Origin of the sequence: Legionella sp. 27cVA30 (assembly GCF_024160945.1) — a bacterium.
Taxonomy (GTDB): domain Bacteria; phylum Pseudomonadota; class Gammaproteobacteria; order Legionellales; family Legionellaceae; genus Legionella_A; species Legionella_A septentrionalis.
Genome location: NZ_JAMYXK010000001.1, coordinates 23,229 through 43,456 on the forward strand (window position 1 = coordinate 23,229; position 20,228 = coordinate 43,456).

Below are 20,228 nucleotides of genomic sequence, written 5' to 3' on the forward strand. Positions count from 1 at the left end.
CGAATGAGGAGTGGTTATGTGCGGGATAATGGGAGCAGTATCACATAGGGAAATCGGTAAAATTTTATTGGAAGGCTTGCGCCGGCTTGAATACCGCGGTTATGACTCTGCAGGAATTGCAATCATAGATAATGACCAACAGCTCAATCGTTTGCGCATCCAGGGCAAGGTACAAGCCTTGGCGGATGCCATGGCAAAGACCACCATGACGGGCAATATCGGCATCGCGCATACACGCTGGGCTACGCATGGCAGGCCGTGCGAGGAAAATGCGCATCCGCATGTGTCGCATAACGAAATAGCTGTAGTGCATAATGGCATCATCGAAAATCATGAAGAGTTGCGCCAATATTTACAAGACTTAGGTTATGCATTTACTTCGGAAACGGATACGGAAGTAGCAGCCCATTTGATTCACCATCATTACCAACAGTTTCATTCCGTGTTAAAGGCCGTACAGGCAACGGCTGTGAAGATGAAAGGGGCTTTTTCCCTAGGGGTCATCCATCAAAAACATCCAAATGAATTGGTTGCTACACGCAAAGGCAGCCCACTTGTTCTAGGCCAAGGCATTGACGAACAATTCATTGCCTCAGATGCATTGGCACTGCGTTCGTTTGCTCAATCGGTTATTTATCTGGAAGAAGGCGATTCAGCCAGGCTCGCGGCGTCTGGTATCGAGCTGTTCGACGTCGAGGGAAAAGCAGTAGAGCGGGAATCGTATCCATTAAACGATGATGCCTATGCAATTAGCAAAGGCCGATATCGCCATTTCATGCTGAAAGAAATTTTTGAGCAAGGTAAAGTATTGGCCGATACTTTGGAAGGGCGAATTGCCAGTATTGAGGTGCTGCGTGGCAGCTTCGGTGATCGTGCCGCCAAAATTTTTAGCCAGATAAAACAAATACACATTGTAGCTTGTGGGACCAGCCATCATGCAGGGATGGTGGCCAAATATTGGCTGGAATCTTTAGCCGGCCTGCCCACACAGGTGGAGATTGCCAGCGAGTATCGTTACCGGGACGTGGTTGTAAACGACGGTACTTTATTTATTGCTGTGTCGCAATCCGGAGAAACCGCAGATACCCTGGCGGCGCTTATTAAAGCTAAAAAAATGAATTACCTGGCTACATTTGCAATTTGTAATGTTGCAACCAGTACGTTAGTCCGTGAATCTGACTTCGTATTTTTAACGCGTGCCGGAGTTGAAATCGGGGTGGCTTCCACGAAAGCTTTTACCACGCAGTTGGCTGCTTTCCTGATGCTTGCTGCGGCCCTTTGTCATGATGCGCGCGGTTTGGAAGTATTGGCACAATTGCAGCAGTTGCCTCGCGATTGTGAGCGTACATTAAAGATGAATAAAGAAGTTGAATCGCTCGCTGCCATGTTTGTGAACAAGGCGCATGCTTTGTTTTTGGGACGGGGAGTGCAGTATCCTGTGGCATTGGAAGGCGCGTTAAAATTAAAAGAAATTTCTTATATTCATGCCGAAGCTTATCCGGCCGGGGAATTGAAACATGGCCCATTAGCGCTGGTTGATAAAGACATGCCAGTTGTAGCAGTGGCACCCAATGATGAATTATTGGATAAATTAAAATCCAATTTACACGAAGTGAGCGCCCGCGGCGGTCAGCTTTTTGTTTTCGTGGATGATTCACAATTATGGGCGGCAAATGGCGCCCGTTTAATCAAAGTACCGGCGTGTGGGCAATGGATCGCGCCGATTATTTATACCTTGCCATTACAACTTTTGGCATATCATGTGGCTGTTGCCAAGGGGACGGATGTGGATCAGCCGCGTAATTTGGCAAAATCCGTAACTGTGGAATAGCGTGCGAAATTTACAAGCTATCGCAAAATCCAGGCTATGAGTATAATGTCAGCCTTCATGTATTGGAAAAAAATTTTCCAATACATGAAGTGTCTGCTACCAGTTTGTTGCAGCCACTTCATGTGGCGAATTTTTTGTACGTTTTACGGGGAGAGGAATGACTCAACAGATTTTGGCGACTGCGGCGATCATCGCACAGGAACTTAAAGCCAAGGTTTCGCAAGTAGACGCAGCCATACGTTTATTGGACGAAGGCGCAACCGTGCCATTTATTGCGCGGTACCGCAAAGAAGCTACTGGCGGGCTTGATGATAAACAATTGCGCACTTTAGCTGAACGTGTTGACTATCTGCGCGAGTTGGAAGAACGCCGCAATGTGATCTTAACCTCGATTCGCGAACAAGAGAAATTGACACCGGAATTGGAACAAGCCATCAGTGCTGCGGACACCAAAACCCGTCTTGAGGATTTGTATCTGCCGTATCGGCCCAAGCGCCGCACCAAAGCAATGGCTGCGAAAGAAGCAGGTTTGGAACCCTTGGCTTTGGATTTATTAGAAAATCCTGAACTGGTTCCGGAAGTGCACGCTAGCCAATTTATTAATGTCGACGCGGCTATCCCCGATGCAGAAACTGCTTTGGAAGGTGCCCGCCAGATTTTGATGGAAAAATTTGCTGAAGATGCAAACTTATTGGCAGAGTTACGCCAATACTTATGGGAGCATGGTATTTTAAAATCCGTGGGAGCCAAAGACAAAAAAGCTGCCGGTAATAAATTTGCCGATTATTTTGACTACGTCGAACCCATTAAAAAAATTCCTTCACACCGTGCATTGGCGATATTCCGCGGGCGGCGTGAAAGTGTTTTACAAATCAGCCTGATGTTGCCCGAGGAAGTAAATTATGGTGAAAACCGCGTAGCAAGTTATTTTAAAATTGCCAACCAAGGTCGCCCAGCGGACGCATGGTTAATTGAAACTGTGCGCATGACTTGGAAGATTAAATTGTTTACCAAGCTGGAGCTGGAATTACTCACGCATCTGCGTGAGCTGGCTGACGAAGAAGCAATTAAAGTGTTTGCCAGCAACTTGCGCGATCTGCTTTTGGCAGCTCCAGCAGGTCCGCGGGTTACTATGGGGCTCGATCCTGGCATCCGTACTGGCGTTAAAGTCGTTGTGGTCGACATCACTGGCAAAATGCTTGACTATACAACTGTCTTTCCTTTCGCACCACAAAATGAATGGCATGAAGCCATTGCCGCTTTGGCAAAATTGGCAGCCAAATTCAATGTGGATTTAATCAGTATCGGCAATGGCACTGCATCACGTGAAACAGAGCGCTTGGTGAGTGATTTAATTAAAATGTATCCTGATCTCAAATTGACGAAAATCATAGTGAGTGAGGCAGGAGCTTCTGTTTATTCCGCTTCTGAATTAGCTACGCAAGAATTTCCTGATTTGGATGTTTCTATCCGCGGCGCTGTTTCCATTGCCCGCCGCCTGCAAGACCCGCTTGCCGAGTTAGTAAAAATTGAGCCTAAGTCTATCGGTGTGGGGCAATATCAACACGATGTGAACCAATCTCGATTGGCGCGCAGTTTGGAAGGGGTTGTTGAAGATTGCGTGAATGCGGTGGGTGTTGATGTCAATACCGCATCTGTTTCTCTGCTGACGCGCGTTTCCGGGTTTAATGAAACTTTGGCTAAAAATTTGGTTCAGTACCGTAATGAGCATGGTGTCTTCCGTAATCGCGAGCAACTTAGAGAAATTGCACGCATGGGGGAGAAAACCTATCAGCAAGCCGCAGGCTTTTTGCGCATCATGCATGGTGATAATCCCCTGGATGCTTCTGCTGTGCATCCTGAAGCGTATCCTTTGGTGGAAAAAATTCTTCGCGGGAAACAAATCAGTATTCAGCAAGTTATCGGAAATCGGGAATTGTTGCGCAGTATGCATGCCGAAGCTTATGTCGATGAACAATTTGGTTTACCCACGGTGCGCGATGTATTGCAAGAGCTGGAAAAACCTGGCCGCGATCCGCGCCCTGAATTTAAAACGGCTACTTTTAAAGAAGGGGTTGAGGATATCAGCCATTTGCAAGAAGGCATGATCCTTGAAGGTGTAGTAAGCAATGTCACCAATTTTGGCGCATTTGTGGATATTGGCGTGCATCAGGATGGTTTGGTGCATATTTCCGCTTTGACCAAACGGTTCATCAGTGATCCCAGGGCAGTAGTGAAAGCCGGGGACATTGTCACGGTTAAAGTGATCGAGGTGGATAAGGAGCGCCGCCGCATTGGTTTAAGCATGCGCCTTGATGAGGAAAAAGCCTCCGTCGTGCAAAAGAAGGAAAAGACGGCCAAACCCCAGCCTGATAAAAAAGTACACGTGGTCAAAAAAGCCGAGGCGCACAAGAAACCTGATCCTAAGAAAGCATCGGCATCTAAAAAAACCGTGTTTAACACGGCCATGGCCGATGCTTTAGCGAAGCTTAAGCGCGGTAGCGAATAATGAAGATGCCGCGTGGTGAACTAACCATTCAAACACTGGCAATGCCTGCGGATACCAATGCCAATGGAGATATTTTCGGAGGATGGTTGGTTTCGCAAATGGATTTGGCGGCCGGGGTTTTGGCAAAAAAAATCGCGCAGGGAAGGGTGGCCACCGTGGCCATCAACTCCATGACATTTCTCAAACCCGTGCATGTGGGAGATGTGATAAGTTGTCATGCCGAATTAATCAAAGTTGGCAAAACTTCCATGACCATTGCGGTAGAAGTATGGTCAGAAGCTTTGGCCGATGCACAAAAATATCGTGTAACGGAAGGCACGTTTGTTTTTGTTGCTCTTGATGAGCATGGCCGTCCACGCGAGGTTCATCCACCAGTATGAGCGATTTGGAAAGCTTAAAAAAATGGGTAGAAGAGATGGCGTCTTTAATTGCACAAAGCGACACTCCTCATCCAAAAACGTATGCCCATTTTCTACAACAACCTGAACTGGCTTTACGCCTGGTGGAATTGATCGATGGGTTGGATGAACAGCAAGTAGAAGAAGAGCGTGCTTATTATTCAGCATGCGTTCTTGCTTTGGAAATCTGCGTTTCCCAATTGCAGGCAGCGTTTGAAGGCGATAATAAACTGGCAGGCCGGACACTCAATCAATTAATGGCCAACATTGCCGCAGCGATTATGAAAGGTAAACATACCTTAAGTTTCTGGCTTCCCGTGCTGAATGCATTCTATGAAGTGCATGTTGATTTATCCGATACTTTAAAAAATGCTTACCTCGAATTGGCCAGCCAGGAAGATTTTCCAGATTCGCAACATGAAGAAATTTCGCATTTAAATTCCATACGCGACTTGATTGAAGAATTATCCGACTTGTCTACTTTTGATATTGCAGAAAATTTCTTTGCACAAAGCTATGCGATGCCGCCGGATTTTTTTGCTGACTTGTTGCTTGATCTCTACCATATTGAGGAAGGGCAGGATATTGCGCTTTTGCTTTTGCTGCATCCGAAACAAGAGGTAAGGCAGGTTGTCGTGGAAACATTGGGACAGCTTGTGGATTCGATTGAATTGAGTTCCATATCCTTATCACGCTTGCAAGCTATAAAGAATTGGTATCCTGCTTACTACCATGATCAATTCAGCGCCTGGATTAAGAAACAACGCAAAAAAGGTGTGGTATTTCATGGCGGACAGAAAACTCCGCGTGTGCAATTGAAAGCCAGTGAAATTGATGGCATGGGGGCGCAGGGCATTTTTATCCATTTAAAAGATGGACGCAACAACCGCTTATGCGGTTTATTATTAAAACAAGAGTTTGGCGTCAAAGATGCATGGATTACGCCGTCTATCCCGCCTGAAGACGTCGCGCGTTATTATGAAGAGGCATTCGATGACAGCGTCATGTTGCGTGCGGTGGATTCTTCTTATTTATTGATGATGACCAACCATTTTCTAGCATTAACGATTGAACGCGGCGAAATGCCGGATCTGCATTTACTTGAGATGCAGGAAGAATTAGGTTTGCGATTTGTTCCACAAAAACTTGATATTCCTACCCTTATCGAGCAGTTGGCGGTTTCCATAAGTCCTTTCACGCCACAGACGCTTGCTGAGTCTTTGAAACGTTCGAAATTATGGACTAAAAACAAACGTTTTACTGAATCCTGGTATGTGGAAAATGCGCAAATCGATAAAATTGTAAACCGTTTTTGCAGTTATGTCGAAGGCGTGAAAGTATGCCAGTTTGAAGAAGCAATTGCCGCTGTATTTACTCAGGAGATGGAACAGCATCGCATGCAATGGTTATTTCATTTTTTATGGGTGGCTTTCTGGCTTAAATCCAAAGCCAAAAAATCAGAAAAGCTGTGGCAGGACAGTTTTTTCATTGCTTATGCAATTTATTCCGGCATGCCGTTAAAGTCTATTCCAATCATGCAAGAAATTTGTTACCAATCCGTGGTGAATAGTATTGAAACCATGCAAGAGCGCCGTACTTATTTAACACAAGAATAAATCCAGAGAATTTAGCCCATATTTGCTTAAATATTGGTCAATTATAAGAATAGAGGCTAAACTTAACTTACATTTCCCCACAGGGATCATCATGAAAAAATTTCTTGCCATGATGTTAACCAGTGTTGTAAGCCATGCTGCTTTGGCCTTGGAGCGCGGCATTAATTATGATCCTGCGCACAGTCCTGCTTTTACCACTGCCCAGCAAAGAAATGATATCAATGGCATGAAAAATGTCATCCAGCAAGATTTAAATGCAATTAGAAATGCCGGGTTTGAAACCGTTAAAACATTTTATTCGAGCTTTTCCACCGTGGACGGCAAACAAAGTGTGGCATTAGCGGATTTGGCTTGTCCGCTGGGGTTAAAAGTGGCATTGGGTGTATTTGAATTTGATCCAAACAAAGACAACTGTTCAACCTGGTGTGAAAAAGCAACGGGCGAGCAAGTGGATAAAGCCATACTCTCTGCAAACCAATACCCGAATTGCGTGGTCATGATCGTAGCAGGTAATGAAGATATATATAATTGGAACTTCACAGTAGCAAATACCGGCATACAGAAACGCATTGCAACCGATATAAGCAAACTGCAGAAAAGCATCACCAATAAAGATATTATTATTACCAGTGCGCAGCAAGATGGGGCGTGGCTTGCATTGGCAAAAAATGATCCCTATGGGATTTTAGCCAAAATAACGCATGTAGGTGTAAATATTTATCCGTTCTGGAGCCCTGAAAAAAAGGATGTGCAAGCTGCCAAAGGTGAATTCACACAGCGTTTAAAAGCAATCCGCAATCATGCCATTTTGAAAGATAAAACGGCGATTGTTACGGAGGAGGGGTGGCCAAGCAGCCATTCAGCGGATCAAAATCCAAATGCCAGCATGCGAGCTGAAAAAAATTATTATCAATGGTGGCAATCACGCGCCTCTACTGATGATTTTGATTCGTATTATTTTGCCATGTTTGATAAGCAACCCATCAATACAGATGCAGACAATTATTTTGGCTTATGCAGTTATACCAATAAAGATAAAATTATTGATGCGTGCCAATAAACATCAACTAAACAGCAATTCACGTGCATGTGAACGGGTTTGTTCAGTAATGGTCAAGCCGCCGAGCATGCGTGCAATCTCATCCACTTTTTCATCATCATTTAATGGGATGATGCGAGAATAGGTTTGCGTGTCATCGCTATGTTTTTCCACCACGAAATGTTGATGGGCACAAGCAGCTACTTGCGGTTGATGGGTTACACAAAAAATTTGTAGCCGCTCGCCAAGCTTTCTTAGCAATTGGCCGACTAAGGCAGCAGTAGCACCGCCTATACCGACATCGACTTCATCAAAGAGAAGCGTTGGTGTACTTGCCCGCTGTGCGGTAATCATCTGAATGGCAAGGCTGATGCGCGAGAGCTCGCCACCAGATGCAATTTTACCTAAGGTATCAGGAAGCATGCCCGGATTGGTGCATACCTTGTATTCGACCTTATCCATGCCATGTGCGGTCATTTTGTCCAGAGGGCTTATTTCAATGGTAATATAGCCTTTTGGCATGCCTAACTGGCGGATGGTTGCGCTGATTTCCTGTGCTAATTTCTCTGCATGCTGCTGGCGGGAAGCACGCAAAAGCAAGGCAGCTTGCTCATACGCCATGAGTTGCTGTTGATGTTGTTGCTCTAAATCTTTGAGTTCTTGTTCAGTTGCTTGTAAATTATCCAGCTCTTGTTGTAACTGCTGGGCATGCTCAGATAATTGTTCCGGATCAACATGAAATTTTCGTGCTATTTGATGCAAGAGACTCATCCGTTCTTCCACGGCATGCAAACGTTCCGGATCAAGTTGTATGCAGTCAGCAAAGCGCGCAATTTCATCTGCCGCTTCTTCGCATTGAATCAACGCGCTGTTGATGAGTTCGCCGGCATTTTTGATTAGCGCATGTTCCTGTGGCAGAGCGCTTAAATAGTGTAATATTTGGCTTAAGTTTTGACAAATAGTTGGCGATTCATCGCCTTGCAGGCGCAGGGTGACTTGTTGGGCATAATCCAGATAATCACGCGCATGATGTAACAATTGGTGTTCTTCATGCAGATTTTTAAGTTCGCCTTCCTGCAGGTTTAGGCTTGCCAATTCTTCCAATTGATAAGTTAACAAGTCGCGACGTTCAAGGCTTGCATTCTGATTTTGCAAGCGTTGTATTTTTTGTTTTACATTTAAGCATCCTTGATACAAAAACTGTACTTTTTGTAACAATTCATCGTGCCCGGCAAATTGATCCAACTGCAGACGATGGGTGGGGTGCTGCAATAAGGTTTGATGTTGATGTTGGCCGTGAATATCCACCAGCATGGAACTTAATTCTTTTATCTTTTGTAATGGGAAAGGGTGGCCATTGATGTAAGATTTGGAGCGCCCTTCGCTATAAATGACGCGGCGTAAAAAAATAAGGTTATCTTCACAAGCCACATCGTGTTCTTGCAGCCATGTTTCAGGCAATGAAAAACGATCGATATGAAAACAGGCACTAATATCGCATTTTTCCGCACCTGGACGAAGCACCGATGCGTCAGCCCGCTCGCCAAGGGCAAGCATTAGGGCATCGATCATAATGGATTTGCCTGCACCTGTTTCGCCGGTGAACGCAGTCATGCCGTGATGAAAATCCAATTCCAAATTAGAGACGATGGTGAAATTTTCAATGCGTAAGGACGTAAGCATAGCAGCACCAGAAGTGGGTTGGAAACATTATCCTTGCCGGGATTTTGTTCCCCAGCCTAATTTTATTCTTAACGTATCATAATAATGATAATCGCGAGGATGCAGCAAGCGTAATTGTTGTGCATTTTTTTCCATTGCTACTTGCTGTCCCGGCTTAACCAGGCGTGACTCATGGCCGTCGCAGCTTAGCTGCAAATCGCTTTCATTATTCTTGCCGATTCTTATTTCCACCACATCATGACCGTCGATGACTAAAGGTCGTGAACTCAGGCTATGGGAAAACATAGGGACCATCACCATGGCATTTAATTGCGGATGCATGATGGGCCCACCTGCTGAAAGCGCATAAGCTGTTGAACCCGTAGGGGTAGAAAGGATTAAGCCATCTGCACGATAGTGGCTTACAAATTGTTGATTGATGTAAACATCAAACTCAATCAAATGGGTTTCCGTACCGCGCGAAAGCACGACGTCATTTAACGCATCACCTTGGAAATAAGTGGTATCGCCATCGTGAATTCGGGTTTGCAATAAGAAACGTCGCTCCTCAAGGTATTCACCATTTAATACCGCACTGATCTGGGGTTCGATGTCTTTGGGGGAAATATCGGTTAGGAAACCCAAACGCCCACGGTTGATGCCGATCACCGGAACATTGATTTTAATTGCCATGCGGGCTGCGGATAACAAGCTGCCATCGCCGCCGACTACCACGATAAGATCTTGCTGTTCACCCATGCTGTCGCGTTCAAGTGTAGGGACATCCAAATCGAAACTGGCAGCCGTATCGATATCCTGGAATGTTTCAATACGCTTTTCCTGCAAAAATGCGGTAAGGCGCTGCAGGGTTTCATTCACACCCTGGTTGGCTCGATACTGGCGAGCATATAAAATAACGCGTTTAAATTTTTGTTTAATCATGCGTTGTCCTATGAAGCGGCTCCTCCTGTTGACCTGCATGCAAATAAACAGGAGAGTTATTTAGTCATCGCTGTTGGCAGACCTGGCCGTGCGTTTACGCTCATGTTCCTTGAGTTCTTTCTTGCGTAAACGAATCGATTGCGGTGTAACTTCCACCAACTCATCATCATCAATAAATTCCAACGCTTGCTCGAGTGAAAGCTTGACCGGTGGTGTGAGGATAATATTCTCATCACTGCCGGAGGCGCGAATATTAGTCAGCTGCTTTTCTTTCGTCACATTGACGACCAAATCATTGTCCCGCGCATGAATGCCTACAATCATTCCTTCATAACAAACCGTTTGCGGCTCTATGAATAAACGCCCCCTTTCCTGCAGGTTAAAGAGTGCGAAAGCGCGTGCAGTACCCTGGCAGTTGGCAATCAGTACGCCATTATTGCGTTTGCCAATGCGGCCGCGGATGGCAGGGCCATAATGATCATACACATGATACATCAAACCGGTTCCAGATGTGCTGGATAGGAATTCAGTGTGAAAGCCAATTAATCCGCGCGTAGGAATAACATAATCCAGGCGGACACGGCCTTTGCCGTCAGGCAGCATATTTTGCAACTCGCCACGGCGCTCTCCCAGCTTTTCCATGATGCTGCCTTGATGATTTTCTTCAATATCTACGGTGAGACGCTCGTAAGGTTCCAGCATTTCCCCTTGTTCTTCACGCAGAATCACTTCGGGTTTGGAAATGGCTAACTCATATCCTTCACGGCGCATGTTTTCAATGAGGATGGATAAATGCAATTCGCCGCGGCCTGATACGCGGAATTTATCCGGATCTTCCGTATCTTCGACGCGTAATGCTACGTTATGTAATAATTCAGTTTCCAAACGCTCGCGAAGTTTGCGGCTGGTGACGAATTTGCCTTCCTGGCCGGCAAAAGGTGAGTCATTCACCTGGAATGTCATGCTGATGGTAGGTTCATCCACCGTTAAGGGGGGTAATGCTTCCACGTGGTTAGGATCACAAATGGTATCGGAAATATTTAATTGGTCGATACCAGTTACCGCGATGATATCGCCAGCACTCGCCTCTTCCATTTCAATGCGTTCCAATCCTTTAAAACCAAGCAGTTGCAATAAGCGACCGCTGCGTATATTGCCGTCTTTGTCGATGATCTTAACTGGGGATTTTGCCTTAATTTGTCCGCGCGTGACGCGGCCAATGCCGATGGTCCCTACATAGGAAGAATAATCCAGTGAGCTGATTTGCATCTGGAATGGCCCATTTTTATCTACGCTGGGAGGATTGACGCGATCGACAATAGTTTGCAACAAGGCATGCATGTCACTGGCTTCGTCTTCGAGGTTTAGTTTGGCATAACCATTTAAAGCAGAAGTGTACACTACTGGGAAATCCAATTGCTCATCAGTAGCGCCTAAGTTATCAAATAAGTCAAATACTTGGTCCATTACCCAGTCAGGACGAGCCCCCGGTCTATCAATTTTGTTAATGACAACGATAGGATTCAATCCGCGTGCGAATGCTTTTTGGGTCACGAAGCGCGTTTGTGGCATAGGGCCATCCACAGCGTCAACAAGCAACAATACGCTATCAACCATCGATAGAATTCGTTCAACCTCGCCGCCAAAGTCAGCGTGCCCGGGTGTATCGACGATATTGATTTGATACCCTTGCCAATGCACGCAAGTATTTTTCGCAAGAATGGTAATCCCCCGTTCTTTTTCAAGGGCATTGGAATCCATCATGCGTTCAACTTTTGGAGCCCTGTCGTTCAGTGTCCCAGTCTGTTGCAATAACTTATCAACTAGTGTGGTTTTGCCATGGTCGACGTGAGCAATAATGGCAACGTTGCGGATTTTTTCGATCATAAATACCTTCATAAATTAAACTGCCGCTAGAATTTCTAATGAATTTTGCAAGACATGTGGATCTGCTTGCTGCTTTACCTGGTAAAACTTAACCAGAAATGCAGCGAGCGTGTTGACCATCTTTGCTTGAAAGTCATTAATGAATTCTAAGAGGCAAAACAAGAATTGTTCATTATTTACCATTATACAATGAAGATTGTATTTTTGATAATTGATTCATCCTGCAGGCACGGCAAATCTCTGACTTAGTAAATTTTTATGTTGTGGCAAGGACTTTGCTAAACTAGTAGTAAGCCTATGTAAAACAAGGTGGATATTATGAAAAAATTAATACTGCATCCCACCGACATCAGCCAATGGCATGCGCTGGTCAATGAAGCACAAGCTGCGACTCATGTAATTTTAACTGAAAATACAGAGAGTTATCTGGTGTTTCTGCTCATGCGGTTTTCCCAAACCACCCATCTTCTTGAATCGGTAATCGCATTGGATTTCCTGGAATCCATGCGCATGGGCGGCAAACGGCAACTTGAATTGTTGCGCGATGTGGGCGATAAAAGCCTGCTGTTTTGCGGATTGTTTCCTGGTATGGCTAAAAAGCGCCATGTCAGCCTGGATTATTTCACCGATATGGGGCAAGCTGCTTATCTAACCGTAGGTGAATTGCAGGAAAGTCAATCAGCGGCTTTATATTTTCAGCTTAGCGAACAATTCAGCAATATGAAGTTGATTTTACAAGCAATGCGTAGCGATTACACCGAACTTGACGCGCAGCAGCAATCATTCATGATCAATCTCCAATTCCCAATTCAATAGCTTGCACTGGAGGCACCACATGCCTCCGTTTCACTTGTTTTTGTGAAAAAGCAGGGTGATGTCTATGGGATCAAAGACGTATTTTTGATTGCAAAAATCACATGTTACGGCTATTTCCCCTTGTTCTTTTACCAATTCTTGTATTTCTTGCTCGCCTAAAACAGTAAGCACTTGTTTCATTTTTTCAGGGGTACAGCGACAACGAAAATGGACTGTACGCGCTTCATAAAGCCGTAATTGGGTTTCATGATACAGGCGGTGTAAAATGGTTTGATTGCTAAGGGTTAATAATTCTTTTTCCGTAATGGTTTGTCCCAGTTGCACGGCATATTCCCAAAATTGTTCCCGTTGTACAGTGTCTTGGCCTGGCATAAGTTGCAGCAACATCCCTGCCGCTTGCTCATCATCCACGGCCAGCCACACCCGGGTTGAGAGCTGTTCTGACAGGACAAAATAATGCATGATGTTTTCAGCCATGGAAATCGAGCGTATCGGCACCACGCTTTGATAAGCTTGGGTATGTTTATATTGATTGATGATAAGCACCATTTTGCCGTTCAGGAAGGCATGTTGATAATCGACCGGCTCTTCACCCGCAGGCTTATATTTGGCAAAGCCACGTATTTGTAACTGGTGATCGCATTGCACCAGCAGCAAAGGCAAGCGTTCATCGCCATGAAATTGTAAGCTGATTTCGCCTTCAAATTTAATGCTGCCAGCTAAAAGCAAACAAGATACCAAAGCTTCTCCGAGCAAGCGTTTTACTGCTGCGGGGTAGGGGTGTTGGCGCATAATGGTTTGATATGAGGTTTGCAAATGAGCGATTTCACCGCGAATACTTGCATGCTCAAACATAAATCGTTGTAACGTATCGGTTTCGGTCATGGCATCAAATTTATGGACAAAAGGAAATTTTAGCACAAGTAAGAGGTGAGTCGATCAGTATCTGGGTTTTCTTGCAAGATGGTGCTAAGCTCAATTTACTGGTTAAAAAAGGAATTTTATTCATGCCCAAACAATTTTATTTACAATCAGGTTTAATTATCTCCTTGGCCTGTCATTTGTTTTCTCCACAAGCCATAAGCTGCACCAGGGTTTTTTGGAATAACAATGAAGTGGCGAAAGTCGCTGCCCGCTCCACGGATTTATTCACACAAGATTCGCCGCTGATTAAGGCTTATCCGCGCGGCACGGAACATCAAGGTGAGGCTGGCAGCAATTCCTTAAAATGGAAATCCCGATACGGTAATGTGGTCGTCACCGAATTTCATACAAATGCTGCCTCAGACGGCATCAATGAAAAAGGCCTTAGTGTCCACCTCTTATATCTTGCTGATACCAAATATCCTGAGACTGATCCCTCCAAACCGCAAATTTCCAATGTTTTATGGTCGCAATATCTGTTGGATAACTATGCCACCGTTAATGAGGCACTAAACGGCATGAAAGATTTGCAGATCGTTGCCACTGAAGTGCACAATAAAATTTGGCCCTTGCATTTAACAATGGAAGATGCGTCCGGTGATTCAGCTGTTGTTGAATACGTTAACGGGAAAATGCAAGTGTACCATGGCCCGCAATATCAAATTATGACAAATGAGCCTGCTTATGACATTCAACTCGCTAACCTCAAGCGTTATCGGGGATTCGGCGGACACTTGCCATTGCCAGGCGATCCCGATCCATTGAGCCGGTTTGTGCGCGTGGCCACTTTTTTGAAAACATTGCCCAAGCCCTCGACTGATTTGGATGTTTTGGCCGGTGTTTTATCGGTGATGCGCACGGCAATGGTTCCTTTTGGTGCAGTGGATACTTCCGGGAATAAAACGGAAGATGCCTGGGCAACGCGCTGGATAACACTAAGCGATCTTACCCATAAAATTTATTATTTCAGCTCTACTACAGCCCCCAATATCCTATGGATTGATTTGAATAAAATAAATTTTGCTGAGGGCGAGCCTGTGCTCTCTATTGACCCAAGCAAAATTGAACTGGAAGGCGATATCAGCAAAAAACTGATGCCATGAGGCAATCCCTTACAGGCAGAACATTAATCTCATTCCGTGTCTTGGCGAAATAAGCCATGACACGGTTTTTTCAGCACGCAATTAAGGAATAATCCAGTTGTATTGCTTTTCTTAAGGTGGCTGCCATGGAGAGTGAGCCGTCTCAAGGCATGTGTAATTTTACAGCTCTCGCATTCATGTCATAATGTTCGTTTTTTGTGCGTGAATAAGATGATGCTTAATCCACAACAAATGGCGGCAGTTAAACACATTGATGGACCCTTGTTGGTTTTAGCTGGTGCAGGAAGCGGAAAAACCCGCGTGATTACGCAAAAAATTGCTTACCTTATTGAAACATGCGGCTATGCTGCTTCCAGCATTTGCGCAGTTACATTCACCAACAAGGCGGCTAATGAAATGCGCGAGCGCGTGGCTTCTGTTTTGCCTGCACCGGCGCGCCGTGGGTTGAAAGTGGCTACATTCCATACCCTGGGATTGAGCATCATCAAACGCGAAGTAACTTATTGCGGGTTAAAAAGCAGCTTTTCTATTTTTGACAATGAAGATAGTTTGCAAATTTTGCGGAATTTTATGCCTGCTGCGCGTGCAAACGATCGCGAAGAATTATTGCGCATCCAGCAGCAAATTTCCCGCTGGAAGAATGAATTATTGACTCCAGAGGATGCCGTAAGGCAGGCAGAGGATGCTTCAGCAGCGGCAGCGGCGCAATTATATACAAGTTATCAACATGCCTTAAAAGCCTATAATGGCGTGGATTTTGACGATTTAATTCGCCTGCCGGTTTATTTGTTAAATACACACCCAGAAATCCGCGAGCGTTGGCAAAATAAAGTCCGCCATTTGCTGATTGACGAATATCAAGATTCCAGCACCAGTCAATACGCACTGATGCGTTTACTGGTGGGAACGCGCGCGCATTTCACGGTCGTTGGCGATGATGATCAATCCATTTACGCCTGGCGCGGTGCAAGACCGGAAAATTTGGCGCAATTGCAATGTGATTACCCACAGCTTAAGGTAATTAAGCTTGAACAAAACTATCGTTCCACGGCCCGTATCCTGCATGCGGCCAACCATTTGATTGCAAATAATCCGCATTTGTTTCCCAAACGTTTGTGGAGTGAATTTGGTTCAGGTGATCTGCTCCGTGTTTTATGTTGCCGGGATGATCAAGATGAAGCGGAACAAGTTGTAGCAGATTTAATCAGCCACAAATTGCGTCAGCGTACGCGTTATGGCGATTATGCCATTTTATATCGCGGCAACCATCAGTCACGCGTGTTCGAGAAAGTCTTGCGCCAGCATGGTATTCCATACCGGATTAGTGGTGGACAATCCTGGTTTGCCCGCTCTGAGGTAAAAGATGTATTTGCTTATTTGAAACTATTGTGCAATGAAACCGACGATGCTGCTTTTTTAAGAATTATCAATACGCCTAAACGGGGTATTGGGGAGAACACCCTATCTGCTTTAGGCAATTATGCGCAAATACGCCGGCAAAGTTTATATGCTTGTTGTGATCATTTAGCATTAAGTGAGCATGTTGCTGATAAGCCGCGGGCGGCATTACAAGTATTTAAGCAATGGCTTGAAAAAATAAAATTGCGTTCACACAATGAACCTATTGTCGATGTATTGCGCGAAATGGTCGAAGAAAGCGGTTATGAAGCTCATATTTATGAACAATGCGACACGCCCTTAAAGGCGCAAAAGCGTATGGACAATGTATGGGAATTGCTGGAATGGGTAGGAAGGATATTGGACAAAGAGCCTGGGAAAGAATTACCCGATGCGATTAATAAATTAATTTTGTTGGATATTTTAGAGCAAGCGGATGAACAAGATGCCGACACGTTGCAATTGATGACATTACATGCTTCCAAGGGCTTGGAATTTCCTTTTGTATACCTGGTCGGCATGGAAGAAGAATTGCTGCCGCACCGGGTTAGCATCGATGCCGAGCAGATTGAAGAAGAGCGTCGCCTCGCTTATGTAGGAATCACGCGTGCACAAAAAGGCTTATGTTTATCATTAGCACGGCAACGGCGTCGCGCCGGTGAATTGCAGGATTGCCTGCCAAGTCGTTTCCTCGATGAATTGCCTAAAGACAGTCTTGAATGGTTCGGAAAGGCGGGGGAGCAGGATGAGACGAAATCAAAAGCCCTGGCACGCTCGCACTTGGCAGGGCTTAAGAATTTATTGCTGGAATAGCAGAAATTAACAGGCGCGCATTGGTTTTGCCTGCTTTGCCAAATTATGCAGAAATCCTGTTGTTGCCGTTTCTGCAGTTGCATTGGTGAAAAAGCGGTGTTTGCCATACGCAGCATGGTTTGCTTCCTGCTCTATTCTTGTGGTCAACACATCGTCAGCATCCAGCTCAAGCTCGCGCAAGTCGTGTTGCAGACGGGTTAATTGCTGGGCTTTTCCCTGCGCCAATTCTTGGCTGACCCAAACGTTTTGCAAATGTTTTTCCTTGAAGCGCTCAATTTTGTAAATGGCGCGCTCTTTTTTCCACTGCAGGGATGGTTCTTTGGTTTCTTTAACAGATACTTTCTTGATTTCATCCAATCCCCATTGCTTTTCAAAAGCGCGCCGAAATTCCAGGACGGGGCGCTGACCGCTGTTTAATTTACTGGTTAGGTAATCCCAGCATGCTGCTGCAAAATAAATCGGGATGAATAGCCGCTTCAGGATGCGGGTGGGAATATCATTGTTATGACTATGATCGTGTCCTTTGCCTAAACGCTCCTGAAGCAATTCTTTAAGATGCGCGGCGTGTTTTTTTTCCAGATCCTCATGCTGATGTTTATGGCGGGCCTGGCTATGGGAGTCATCAGCGTGGTGATGACTATCTTCATCTGCAGCAAAATCAAAGAAGTAATGAAAATCTTCCAGGGTTTCGCTGCAGGTACTCATGGTTGCGGTGGCCCATTCCGGAATGCCCGGTACCCGATCATCACTTACCCCCATGCTGATCAAATGGCCGATGAACATAACGATGCGCAAGGGAGCCGTCACAATGGTCAGAAAAAGACGGAAGGGATTAAGAATTTGCAAAATATTTTCCTGTGCGTAGAGGCGGGTAAAACGTTCTTTAACGGTTGTAATCCAGCGGGAAAAAAAACCTTCCTGAGGTTTATCTTTCTCGGCAGGCCGAATGGCTTTTTCAACCATGCTTAAGGTTTCACTGGTATTTTGTAAATTAAAAATGATGGAGGCAAAACCGATGATAACAGGGTTAACAACCCCTACAATGAATTGCGGGATGGAAGTAGCCATCCAGCTGAACAGAGGGCGGGATGCACGCGCGATACTCCACCATGTTCCGGCAGTACAAATAGTCAAAGCCAATGCCAGCACGGAAAGGAAAACAGCAGAAAGTCCTATAAATACGCTGTGCAGCGTCAAACCATTATTCCAGTCGTCGCGGACTTTCCTGAACCATTTGCGAATGGTGTCATTAGCAATCATGTCAGTTATTGCATTATAAGTGAGCATGCCATAGGCTGCTCCAGCCACAACTGCCATAGGGATAATCAGAGTCGGCAATACACCGAATGGGATGGCGGCCAGAAAAGGGATAATAGTGAATGCTTCCACCAGGAGGTAGGTCGAACCTATCCCCATAAAAATGCCAGCCAGTGTGCTGAAAATTTTTGCGGCATTAAAAGCCAGTTTCTGCGTATGGTATTTTTTAACGAAAGCTTGAGCATCGTGTTCTTTTAACCAGGCATTGAGTTCTTCTTCATAGGGGCTTAATTCTTGGGTATCGTCTACAGGGCGAAAGAGCTGGACGGCAAACCATTTTTCCATGTCGCGTAATGTTTTTTCAATCTCTTGTTTACGGTCTTCGTCTTCTGCATCCAGACGTTTATGCGCAAATTTATGCAGCAATTCCAATTGTTTCTGGTAATCTTTGCAAAACTCCGGGCAATGTTCCGTGTCTTTCGGGAAATGGGTGAGCAGGAATTCCTTGCCTAATTCATTTTTTAAATAATTATGCTTTAAAAGCTTCAGCAAAGAACCTTTGATGTTTTGAAAATAAATTTCGCTTTCATAAGCAACGGACAAAACAAATGCCCCTGCCGCAAGCGGCAGCACAGGCCAAAGGGCAAACATACCCCCAAAACTTAAAAAGCCAAGAATCAAACTGGCGCCGCAGGTGAGCAACAGCAGGAATAAGTAATAAGGTATTTTTTTGCTTTTCATTTTATTTAAAAGATAATTTTGCAGAATTGGTACTTTATTACAAATGCAAATGATTATCAATAACGATAGCAAGGAAAGTGGCTGGCGAAAGCCTCTTTAAAAAGCAGCAAGAAACCCAGCTTGCCAGAAGGCAAGCTGAGTCAGCTAATCAATTGGTTTGCAGCATCAAAGACGTGTTTTCTTCTTCATGGTTAGCAACAGTAGAGCCATTCAGTTTGCTTGCCGCAACATCAGCCAAGGCATGGCCTAATTCTGGATGCTTCCCTTTGGTGAAAAAGCTGTACGCGGTTAATCCAGAGCCGGCAGACATAAAAACTCCGCCAGCTATTACGGCGCCAACTGCAGCCACCCCTGTAGGAGCCAAGGCTACCCCTAGGGCAAGGACTAGTAAGCCAATAGCCGCCATGACCCCTCCTAACAGACGCAGGGTAAAGGTAGGGGAGCTTTTAAGCTTGGCTGCTTCCTGTTGGTATTCTTCTATCGAATAGTTATTCATTAATAACTGATGCGTATGGTTGAGTGTTGCCGATAAAAACTCATCCGAGGCTTGGCGTTGCTCGCGCAAGTCCGCTACGATGCTGATCAGTGTTTTTATTTTGCCATGCAGCTCGGATGGTTTATTTTGACTTAGCCAGGTTTGCAAAGCTTGCAAAACTTTGTCAATTTCGGTGATTGGCACAACTTCATCGTCTAAGGATTCAGGCGGTGAGTACATGGCGTTTTCATCATGTCCTACTTCCTGAGGAGGTGTCTCTTGTGCCGGTAGCTGCGGTGTTTTTTCCTGTACAATTTCAACTGGCAATGTTGAAGGTGTTTTTTCTGACGGTTGGCTAACAATTTCGACGGGTTTTTCCTCCGACAGTGTTTCCCGCGGTGTTTCTTTAGCTTCATTTGGGGTTTCTAATGAAGCTAAAATGTTTTGCAGTGTAATTTGAGTTTGCTGCATTAATGTAATTTTTCTAAGGATTTTCGCATTAAGCTCGGTTATATTATTCAAGCGTTTTTGTTGCGTTTCATTAAGTGTGCTACCCTCAAGCGTTTGTTTGAATTCCAAGACTATAGCAATGGTTTTCTTTTGGGTTTCTTCATAGTATTGCAAAGCAGTGTTAAGTTGATTATTAGCATCCGCATATTGGCGCACCCGATATTTTGCCGTAGCTTTGTTGTGTTTTTCTTCTAAATTTCGCAAAATATTGGCAAGTTGCTCTTCATAAAGTTTTATTTTTTTGGTGAGAGCAGTAGTGGCCGACTTCATTGCTTGTAACTCCTATGTAAAAATTAACCATTTCGTG

The 20,228-nt window shown here is 44.9% G+C and carries 14 protein-coding genes; 8 read left to right on the forward strand and 6 right to left on the reverse strand.

Annotated features, from left to right (window positions below):
* Nucleotides 1–16: 16 nt before the first annotated feature.
* The 5 genes from glmS to NKV53_RS00150 all read left to right on the forward strand — a co-directional run bounded on the left by glmS (nucleotide 17) and on the right by NKV53_RS00150 (nucleotide 7,414).
* On the forward strand, nucleotides 17–1,831 hold the full coding sequence (gene glmS / locus NKV53_RS00130) for a glutamine--fructose-6-phosphate transaminase (isomerizing) (protein WP_253350494.1): 1,815 nt from the start codon (nucleotides 17–19) through the stop codon (nucleotides 1,829–1,831).
* Nucleotides 1,832–1,988: 157 nt separating this feature from the next.
* On the forward strand, nucleotides 1,989–4,340 hold the full coding sequence (locus tag NKV53_RS00135) for a Tex family protein (protein ID WP_253350496.1): 2,352 nt from the start codon (nucleotides 1,989–1,991) through the stop codon (nucleotides 4,338–4,340).
* Nucleotides 4,340–4,720 (forward strand): acyl-CoA thioester hydrolase YciA, encoded by a 381-nt coding sequence (gene yciA / locus NKV53_RS00140; RefSeq protein WP_127032778.1) that lies wholly within the window; start codon nucleotides 4,340–4,342, stop codon nucleotides 4,718–4,720. The genes NKV53_RS00135 and yciA overlap by 1 nt, the downstream gene beginning before the upstream one ends.
* A complete protein-coding gene (locus tag NKV53_RS00145; RefSeq protein ID WP_126953423.1) occupies nucleotides 4,717–6,354 on the forward strand; it encodes a hypothetical protein in 1,638 nt (545 codons plus the stop codon). The genes yciA and NKV53_RS00145 overlap by 4 nt, the downstream gene beginning before the upstream one ends.
* 91 nt (nucleotides 6,355–6,445) lie before the next feature.
* Nucleotides 6,446–7,414, forward strand: coding sequence for a hypothetical protein (locus NKV53_RS00150; RefSeq protein ID WP_126953422.1), 969 nt, complete (start codon nucleotides 6,446–6,448; stop codon nucleotides 7,412–7,414).
* 3 nt (nucleotides 7,415–7,417) lie between these two features.
* On the opposite strand, the gene recN is transcribed toward NKV53_RS00150, so the two are convergent.
* Genes recN through typA form a run of 3 tightly spaced genes read right to left on the reverse strand, consistent with a single transcriptional unit; the run spans nucleotide 7,418 to nucleotide 11,884 of the window.
* Nucleotides 7,418–9,076 (reverse strand): DNA repair protein RecN, encoded by a 1,659-nt coding sequence (gene recN, locus NKV53_RS00155; RefSeq protein ID WP_126953421.1) that lies wholly within the window; start codon nucleotides 9,074–9,076, stop codon nucleotides 7,418–7,420.
* A 27-nt stretch (nucleotides 9,077–9,103) separates the two neighbouring features.
* On the reverse strand, nucleotides 9,104–9,997 hold the full coding sequence (locus tag NKV53_RS00160; protein WP_199737628.1) for an NAD(+) kinase: 894 nt from the start codon (nucleotides 9,995–9,997) through the stop codon (nucleotides 9,104–9,106).
* A gap of 60 nt (nucleotides 9,998–10,057) precedes the next feature.
* The gene (gene typA / locus NKV53_RS00165; protein WP_127032786.1) at nucleotides 10,058–11,884 is read right to left on the reverse strand and encodes a translational GTPase TypA; all 1,827 of its coding nucleotides are present in this window, start codon (nucleotides 11,882–11,884) and stop codon (nucleotides 10,058–10,060) included.
* 318 nt (nucleotides 11,885–12,202) lie between these two features.
* On the opposite strand from typA, the gene NKV53_RS00170 reads away from it, so the two are divergent.
* The gene (locus NKV53_RS00170) at nucleotides 12,203–12,700 is read left to right on the forward strand and encodes a hypothetical protein (RefSeq protein ID WP_126953420.1); all 498 of its coding nucleotides are present in this window, start codon (nucleotides 12,203–12,205) and stop codon (nucleotides 12,698–12,700) included.
* A 30-nt stretch (nucleotides 12,701–12,730) separates the two neighbouring features.
* Here NKV53_RS00170 and hslO read toward each other — a convergent pair whose 3' ends face one another.
* Nucleotides 12,731–13,585, reverse strand: a complete 855-nt coding sequence (gene hslO, locus NKV53_RS00175) for an Hsp33 family molecular chaperone HslO (protein WP_253350498.1) — start codon at nucleotides 13,583–13,585, stop codon at nucleotides 12,731–12,733.
* A gap of 122 nt (nucleotides 13,586–13,707) precedes the next feature.
* Between hslO and NKV53_RS00180 the strand changes: the two genes are divergently transcribed.
* Together NKV53_RS00180 and NKV53_RS00185 are read left to right on the forward strand one after the other, a co-directional pair.
* On the forward strand, nucleotides 13,708–14,727 hold the full coding sequence (locus tag NKV53_RS00180) for a linear amide C-N hydrolase (RefSeq protein ID WP_158615178.1): 1,020 nt from the start codon (nucleotides 13,708–13,710) through the stop codon (nucleotides 14,725–14,727).
* A 213-nt stretch (nucleotides 14,728–14,940) separates the two neighbouring features.
* Entirely contained in the window at nucleotides 14,941–16,938 is a 1,998-nt protein-coding gene (locus tag NKV53_RS00185) for a UvrD-helicase domain-containing protein (protein ID WP_126953462.1), read from the forward strand.
* Between the two features lie 6 nt (nucleotides 16,939–16,944).
* On the opposite strand, the gene NKV53_RS00190 is transcribed toward NKV53_RS00185, so the two are convergent.
* Nucleotides 16,945–18,936 (reverse strand): hypothetical protein, encoded by a 1,992-nt coding sequence (locus tag NKV53_RS00190; RefSeq protein ID WP_253350500.1) that lies wholly within the window; start codon nucleotides 18,934–18,936, stop codon nucleotides 16,945–16,947.
* 148 nt (nucleotides 18,937–19,084) lie between these two features.
* The gene (locus NKV53_RS00195) at nucleotides 19,085–20,191 is read right to left on the reverse strand and encodes a hypothetical protein (protein WP_126953416.1); all 1,107 of its coding nucleotides are present in this window, start codon (nucleotides 20,189–20,191) and stop codon (nucleotides 19,085–19,087) included.
* Between the last annotated feature and the right edge of the window lie 37 nt (nucleotides 20,192–20,228).

What these genes read in the sequence shown, in the direction of transcription:
- glmS (WP_253350494.1), top strand. Translation starts at nt 17, where the DNA reads ATGTGCGGGATAATGGGAGCAGTATCACATAGGGAAATCGGTAAAATT.
- NKV53_RS00135 (WP_253350496.1), top strand. Translation starts at nt 1,989, where the DNA reads ATGACTCAACAGATTTTGGCGACTGCGGCGATCATCGCACAGGAACTT.
- yciA (WP_127032778.1), top strand. Translation starts at nt 4,340, where the DNA reads ATGAAGATGCCGCGTGGTGAACTAACCATTCAAACACTGGCAATGCCT.
- NKV53_RS00145 (WP_126953423.1), top strand. Translation starts at nt 4,717, where the DNA reads ATGAGCGATTTGGAAAGCTTAAAAAAATGGGTAGAAGAGATGGCGTCT.
- NKV53_RS00150 (WP_126953422.1), top strand. Translation starts at nt 6,446, where the DNA reads ATGAAAAAATTTCTTGCCATGATGTTAACCAGTGTTGTAAGCCATGCT.
- recN (WP_126953421.1), bottom strand. Translation starts at nt 9,076, where the DNA reads ATGCTTACGTCCTTACGCATTGAAAATTTCACCATCGTCTCTAATTTG.
- NKV53_RS00160 (WP_199737628.1), bottom strand. Translation starts at nt 9,997, where the DNA reads ATGATTAAACAAAAATTTAAACGCGTTATTTTATATGCTCGCCAGTAT.
- typA (WP_127032786.1), bottom strand. Translation starts at nt 11,884, where the DNA reads ATGATCGAAAAAATCCGCAACGTTGCCATTATTGCTCACGTCGACCAT.
- NKV53_RS00170 (WP_126953420.1), top strand. Translation starts at nt 12,203, where the DNA reads ATGAAAAAATTAATACTGCATCCCACCGACATCAGCCAATGGCATGCG.
- hslO (WP_253350498.1), bottom strand. Translation starts at nt 13,585, where the DNA reads ATGACCGAAACCGATACGTTACAACGATTTATGTTTGAGCATGCAAGT.
- NKV53_RS00180 (WP_158615178.1), top strand. Translation starts at nt 13,708, where the DNA reads ATGCCCAAACAATTTTATTTACAATCAGGTTTAATTATCTCCTTGGCC.
- NKV53_RS00185 (WP_126953462.1), top strand. Translation starts at nt 14,941, where the DNA reads ATGCTTAATCCACAACAAATGGCGGCAGTTAAACACATTGATGGACCC.
- NKV53_RS00190 (WP_253350500.1), bottom strand. Translation starts at nt 18,936, where the DNA reads ATGAAAAGCAAAAAAATACCTTATTACTTATTCCTGCTGTTGCTCACC.
- NKV53_RS00195 (WP_126953416.1), bottom strand. Translation starts at nt 20,191, where the DNA reads ATGAAGTCGGCCACTACTGCTCTCACCAAAAAAATAAAACTTTATGAA.